Raw genomic sequence first — 6,016 nt, 5'->3', positions numbered from 1 at the left:
CGGCGTGTACGACGGGCCGGGTCGCCGGATCCTCGACCCTGGCGGGCGGGCGCCGGGTCCTAGACCTTGGGCCCCGGCCCGTCGTACACGCCGTCCGGCCCCGGCTGTCGGTAGTCGTAGTGCGTCACCGAACTGCTGCCGCGCATATCGAAGTCCTCAGCCAGCCCCGCTTCCTGCAGTTTGGCCAGGTCCGGGTCCGGGGGATCCGTCCAGTTGGGCTCGCTCTCGTTCTGGCTGTATCGATCCCAGACATTCACCTGATAGTCGAGGTAATACTCGGGCTTCCCATATTCGTTGAGCTTCGCCGTCATCGCGCCGGAGACGTTGAACGTTCCGGTGCCGACGGCGTCGCGCCAGTCCTGGTCGCCAAAACCGAAATACTTGCCCTTCGTTTCCACCGGAACGGTGACGGTCTGCGCCCCGGACTTCTCCAGCTCCTTGCGCGCCTGTTCCGCCCACTTGTCCTGATGGTCGACGATGGCCCACTCGACATCTTCGTACATGGGTTTGTCGTCGCGCAGCATGCTGTCGACGTCCAGATCATCAACAGGGGTTCCCGTGTTCGAGAGGTAGTGCTCCAGAGCCTGGCCGCCGTGGCTGAGGCCATTCAGTTTGTCCCACGCCACCTTGCTTTTTGCCTCGAACAAGTTCCAGCGATCGCCCGCCGTCGGCTCTCTCAATGCCCATCCCGGGTCACCCTTGACCGAAGGCTTCCATTTGTACTTCGGGGAGATGACCCCGGCATCCATCAGCTTTACCCTGTCGGCATCCCACAGCTGACCGCGCAGCCCCGGGCTCAGCGCGTCCCAGAGCTTCCGCAGCTCCGCCCGCTGCTTTGGGTTCACGTCCTTACCGAGCGAGGCGAGCGCCATCGCCCGGTCGAGCGCGACGTCGTCGAGCGAGTCGTACCGGGTGTGCCCGGCGTCGTAGGGGTCGCCGCCGTGCATCTTGGCCAGCGCGCCCTTGACCAGGCCGTCGATCTGGATGGCCCTGGCCATCTTCGCGTTGACGTAGCGGTTGTATTCGTCCTGGACGGCGCGGTCCTGCTTGGAGTACGTCCCCTCCGCCGCAAACGGGTAGACAAACTTGACGGTGCCGTCCCAGTTGTCGGTGACCCGGAGCTTGATTTCCTTCGCCTGCTCGACGATCGACTTGATACTGGACTGGATCTCCGTGAGCTGAGAATGCGCGTCGTCGAGGACGCTCCAGACTGCGTTGGCTTCTTTGTGCAGATCCGCGAGCTCTTTAGCGGTCTTCTTGACAAATTCACGCGTGACATCCGCGTTGAGCCCGACCCACCGAGCCCCCTCCGACTTCTTCAACAAGCCGGAATTCGCGTCCTCCATCAGCTTTTTCAAACCGTCAACGGTCGACTTCCAGTCCGCGACCGCACCACCGAGCTTACCCAGGTCGAGTTCGACCATGTCGTGGTAGTTGAGACCGTCCAGATAGCTGGGACCGCTCATGGCCTTTCCCCCGTCACTCCATCAGCTTGGCGATCGCAGACTAGCCGAACCAGATGATCTTGTTCCGAGCCCTGGAACGAAGGAAGAACGGGACATTACAGAGCTAAGCCGCCGCGACGACAGACATATGCGCAGGTGAATGCGCGGCGCCGGATACTCGCTGAACTTCTCCTGAACTCACCCGGGGCAAACTTCACCAAGAGTTCAGCGGCCCGACCGCCGCCCACGCGGCGAGACGGGCCTGTGGAACATGCAACCTCAACCGAGCCCCGGACGTCCCCAAGGGTGCCCCCACGCAATCCTTCAAAGGAGACCCGTACGCCAATGACCACAACGGCCGCCCGCTACCTCTATCTGACCCGCCACGGCGAGGCCTCACCCGACGAGACCGAGCTGACGGCGAACGGCCGCCGCCAGGCCGTACTGCTCGGCGAGCGGCTGCGCGGCCACCCCATATCCGCCATCCACCACAGCCCGCTCCCCCGCGCCGCCCAGACCGCCCACCTGATCGCCGAGCAGTTCACCGAGCGCCCCGAAGCCCCTGAAGTCCCCGAAGTCCCCCTCCAGCCGTCCGAACCGGCCGGGGACTACCTCCCGTACGTCCCCGACCGAGGCGAACTCCCCGCGGACGCCGCCGACGCCCTCCTCGGCTTCCTCGCCCAATTCCCCCCGGAAGCGCGCGACCACGGCCCGGCACTCGCCCGCGAGGCCCAGGCCCTCTTCACCGGCCCGGTGCCCGGCGACGAGCCCCGCCACGAACTGGTCGTCACCCACAACTTCCTCATCGGCTGGCTCGTCCGCGCCGCCCTCGACGCCCCCGACTGGCGCTGGCTCGGCCTCAACCACGCCAACGCGGCCCTGACAGTCATCCGCTACGCGCCCGGCCGGCTCTCCTCCGTCCTCTTCTACAACGACATGTCCCACCTCCCCGCCGACCTGCGCTGGACCGGCTTCCCACCCGAACTGCGGGTGTGAAGTGGCCGAGTCAGGCTGAGGTGGGGCCCGAGACCGTGATGAGGACCGGCTCGGTCGCTCCCGCCGCCCGCAGCGCGTCGATCGCGATCTCGGCGGCCCAGACGGCCGTGTCCAGGGACCAGGAGCGCCCGCCACAGCGCAGCGCCAGCACCGGCCGCATCCCCTCCGTCTGCACCTCCCCCGCGACCGGCAGCGCCAGCCCCTCCTGGGTGTCCGCCCCCGCCGGCACGGCCTCGACCGTCAGGCGCCCGAAGGCCCGCTCCCGCGCCAGGGCCGGTACGTCATGGCGCCGCACGGCCGACGCCACCGCTTCCCTCGCCGAGACCGTCACCGTGAACTCCACGGCGCCATCGGGGTCGGCGAGAGCGAACCAGTCCGCCGCGCCGGCCAGATGGGGCAGGCTGTCGGGGGCGAGGTGGAGCGGCGCCAGGGCGTGCAGACCGGTCAGGCGGAACGTACCCATGCGGCACAGCGCGTCGCCCAGGACCGTCGCCGCCGGCAGCACCGGCAGACGCTGCCCGGGTACGTCCTCGGCGGCGATCTGAAGCCAGGCGATCTGACGTATCCGGCCGTCCTCCGTCCAGTCCTCACCCGCGTCGTTATGACCCCACCGCGCGCCCTCCAGCTCGCCACCGCCCGTGGTGGTCCACCCGTACGCCTCGGCCCGTTTCACCGCGAGGCTGAAGACGTCCTCGTCAAGGTCCTCCTCGGCCTGGAGCCGGCCGATCCAGGGGTGCTGGTGGAAGACACCGTGCAGCCCGACGATGACGGTCGGGTAATACCGTTCGATATAGCTCACCGCCACCACTCCACTGCCCCGTCGCCGCTCATACTTCCGCAACCGCGTCGATCTCGACGAGCACACCCTCGCGTACGAGCTGCGCCACCACGGTGGTCCTGGCGGGCAGCGGCGAACAGTCCGCGAAGAACTCCCGGTACACGCGGTTGAACTCCGGAAAGTTCTTCCTGTCGCTCAGATAACACGTGCACTTGATGACGCGGTCCTTACCGCTGCCCGCCGCCTCGAAGACGGCGACGAGGTTGCTCAGCACCTGCGTTGCCTGCGCGGCGAAATCGGCCGGCATCTCGTTCGTGGCGGGGTCCAGCGGCCCCTGGCCGGAGGTGAAGACCAGGCCGCCGGACACGATGGCCTGGGACAGGGGCGGCTCGGTGCCGTCGGAGAAGCGCACGAACGGCGCCTTGTCGGTGTGAACGCCTTTGATCATGCGGGCATTCTGCACCGCGTCCCACGGCGTGTCATCGCGCGCCATCGCATGTGTCCGACGGGCAATCGGCGGTCTTGCCGCGGTAGGCCACCGCTCCGCACACTGCCGGTACCTACGGGAGGGGCGAGATGGCGGCGCGAGGACGGCGCACATGGTCATCACGGCGGCTGAAGGCACGGATACGCCGCTGGGCATGGGGCGTCGGCGCCGTGATGCTGCTTGGGTTGGCTCTGACCTGGAAGACGGTGTGGCCGTACGCCGCCGGGGTGGTTCTCGCGACGCTGCTCGGCAGGGTCGGTTGGTGGCTGCTGAGGGCCCACCGAAGCGCCGTATCCGGCGACCGCGCCTGGCAGGCCGCGGAGGAACGCAAGGCGCGCGAAGTGGCCATGTCTGATGTCGACGCGATGACCTGGCAGCGGTTCGAGCAGTACGTCGCGCAGCTGTGCCGCCGCGACGGCTGCACCCAGGTCGTGGTCTCCGGCAAGACCGGCGACCTGGGCGCCGATGTCATCGGGCTGATGCCGGACGGGCGCCGGCTGGTCATCCAGTGCAAGCACTACGCGCCCCACCGCACCGTGGGCAGCGGTGAGATGCAGAAGTTCCTCGGCACGGCGCGGGCCGAACACGGCGCCGACATCGCCGTATACGTCGCCACCTGCAACTTCACCGCGGCGGCCGAGAAACTGGCGGTGAAACACGAGATCTTCGCCATGCACCGGGACCTGCTCGGGGCGTGGGTCCGAGGCTCCACCCTGGAGTCGCTGCTCCCCCTCAACGGGACAGGGGGCGGACCACCACGCGGACGCCGCCCGGCCCGCTAGCCGGCGGCTGCGGCCGGACACCGTATCGATCGCGACACCTGGGATACCGCGCTATCGGCGCCCGGCCGGACGCCGATACCCGTCAGGTCAGCTCAGGTCAGACCGGCGGCGTGACTGCCTGGCCGAGATGCCGGGCGAAGAACCGGACCACGCTGTCGACCTCGAGCCTGGGCAGCTCCTCATACCTGCCCGCATTGGCGTGCAACGTCTTCTCCTTCGAGGCGAAGGCTTCGAACAACGCGAGGCCGGATTGGCGCGGGATGTGCTCGTCGTCCCACTGGAGCACGTACTCGATCGGGATGGTGATCCGCCTCGCCGTCTCGGCCAGGCAATCGGGCCAGTGAAGACCGAAGACCGCGGCAACGATCCTGGGGCAGCCCGAGGAGAGTGCACCGTGCGGACGTGCTCTCCACTGAGGTCGGCGTCCATTCCGGCTGGTCGGCGACGGCCTCTGCCATCGGCTCTGATCGCACCTTTGGCTACTGCCAGGGGCTGCTTAGTCGGCGAGTTGAGTCACTCCGTCGTGGCATTGTCGAGGGAATCCCGAGTGCAGTGCAGTACGTTGCGCACCCAACTGGGCACATAGTGTGACCAGTTCGAAGCGGAGGAGTCCTACATGCGCATTCGATCCGCCTGCGCCGTGGTCGCCGTAGCGCTAAGTGCGACCGTGCTCGGGGTGGGCACTGCCGACGCCACCGGGCCGTTGAGCGGCACCAAGGTCCGCGCCTGGGCTAGCGGTTACGTCCTCGGCGTCGCTGGCAACTCGACGGTCGGCGCTGCCCAACTCCAGTACCAGACCGACACCGATGCCTTGGCCCAGAAGTGGGCCATCGATCCGGTCACCCGCGACACCTTCATGCTGCGCAATCTCAACAGCGACATGTGCGTCACCGCTATGAGCGGCAGCACCGCGGATGCCCTCCAGCAGCGTCCGTGCGATCCCCGGTGGGAGGAGCAGGCTTTCACCATGGCGGACTCCAGCAAGCCCAACCGGCCCCTGCTGCGCAACCTGGCCTACAACAAGTGCATGCAGCAACTGTCCTCCGTCGCCATGCCCACCATCGCCGTCTTGAACGACTGCGCCTCCACCAACAACTACCAGGCCCACTCGTTCGACGTCCGCTGACCTACTTAAGGGCGGGCCGCGCAGCAAGCCAGCACGATCTGACAGACCCGACCCGAAGAAGAGGTGTCCGAAGCCACCTCCTATGGCTTCGGACGCCCCTTTCGACTGTAGCGACAGGGGTCAGCGGTTGAATCATAAGTCGGGCTTTCGAAGACTCGCGCGCACGCCGGTCCAGTGATTCGCAGGTGGTGGCCGCTACGGTGCCGATCCCCCTACGAAGGAGCGGCATGAGGCTGAAGGCACTACTCGTCGTCGGCGCGGCAGTGGCGGCCCTCGTCGGCTCGGGCCCGCCGGCGTCAGCGGCTGTCCCGACGCACCGCTGACCTATACCCCCGCTCCCTGATCTGGCGGCCGGCCCGCTGACATCTCAGACTGTGCCCCCTCGTCTGGCCTTTCGGGCCG

General features: G+C 67.5%; 6 protein-coding genes and 1 pseudogene. 3 read left to right on the top strand and 4 right to left on the bottom strand.

Annotation, left to right across the window (positions count from 1 at the left end; genetic code table 11):
- Positions 1 to 59 precede the first annotated feature (59 nt).
- On the bottom strand, positions 60 to 1,466 hold the full coding sequence (locus CCN51_RS56745; protein WP_014180079.1) for a hypothetical protein: 1,407 nt from the start codon (positions 1,464 to 1,466) through the stop codon (positions 60 to 62).
- Positions 1,467 to 1,790: 324 nt separating this feature from the next.
- Between CCN51_RS56745 and CCN51_RS47910 the strand changes: the two genes are divergently transcribed.
- Positions 1,791 to 2,441, top strand: a complete 651-nt coding sequence (locus tag CCN51_RS47910; protein ID WP_014180078.1) for a histidine phosphatase family protein — start codon at positions 1,791 to 1,793, stop codon at positions 2,439 to 2,441.
- A 10-nt stretch (positions 2,442 to 2,451) separates the two neighbouring features.
- Here the strand turns inward: CCN51_RS47910 and CCN51_RS47905 are convergent, their stop codons facing one another.
- A complete protein-coding gene (locus CCN51_RS47905) occupies positions 2,452 to 3,240 on the bottom strand; it encodes a hypothetical protein (RefSeq protein WP_143676146.1) in 789 nt (262 codons plus the stop codon).
- Between the two features lie 28 nt (positions 3,241 to 3,268).
- Positions 3,269 to 3,667, bottom strand: coding sequence for a RidA family protein (locus tag CCN51_RS47900; protein WP_078610967.1), 399 nt, complete (start codon positions 3,665 to 3,667; stop codon positions 3,269 to 3,271).
- 212 nt (positions 3,668 to 3,879) lie between these two features.
- Between CCN51_RS47900 and CCN51_RS47895 the strand changes: the two genes are divergently transcribed.
- Entirely contained in the window at positions 3,880 to 4,488 is a 609-nt protein-coding gene (locus tag CCN51_RS47895) for a restriction endonuclease (protein WP_043487707.1), read from the top strand.
- A gap of 97 nt (positions 4,489 to 4,585) precedes the next feature.
- On the opposite strand, the pseudogene CCN51_RS47890 reads toward CCN51_RS47895, so the two are convergent.
- Positions 4,586 to 4,861: pseudogene (locus CCN51_RS47890) on the bottom strand (alpha/beta hydrolase); the annotation flags it as partial.
- 243 nt (positions 4,862 to 5,104) lie between these two features.
- Between CCN51_RS47890 and CCN51_RS47885 the strand changes: the two are divergent.
- Positions 5,105 to 5,614 carry an RICIN domain-containing protein gene (locus CCN51_RS47885; protein ID WP_043487705.1) on the top strand — a complete coding sequence of 170 codons (510 nt, stop codon included), beginning with the start codon at positions 5,105 to 5,107 and terminating at the stop codon, positions 5,612 to 5,614.
- Positions 5,615 to 6,016: the final 402 nt, after the last annotated feature.

Origin of the sequence: Streptomyces milbemycinicus (assembly GCF_002154605.1) — a bacterium.
Classification (GTDB): domain Bacteria; phylum Actinomycetota; class Actinomycetes; order Streptomycetales; family Streptomycetaceae; genus Streptomyces; species Streptomyces milbemycinicus.
Note: the sequence above shows the minus strand (reverse complement) of the source record. Positions and strands in the feature narration are given on the sequence as shown.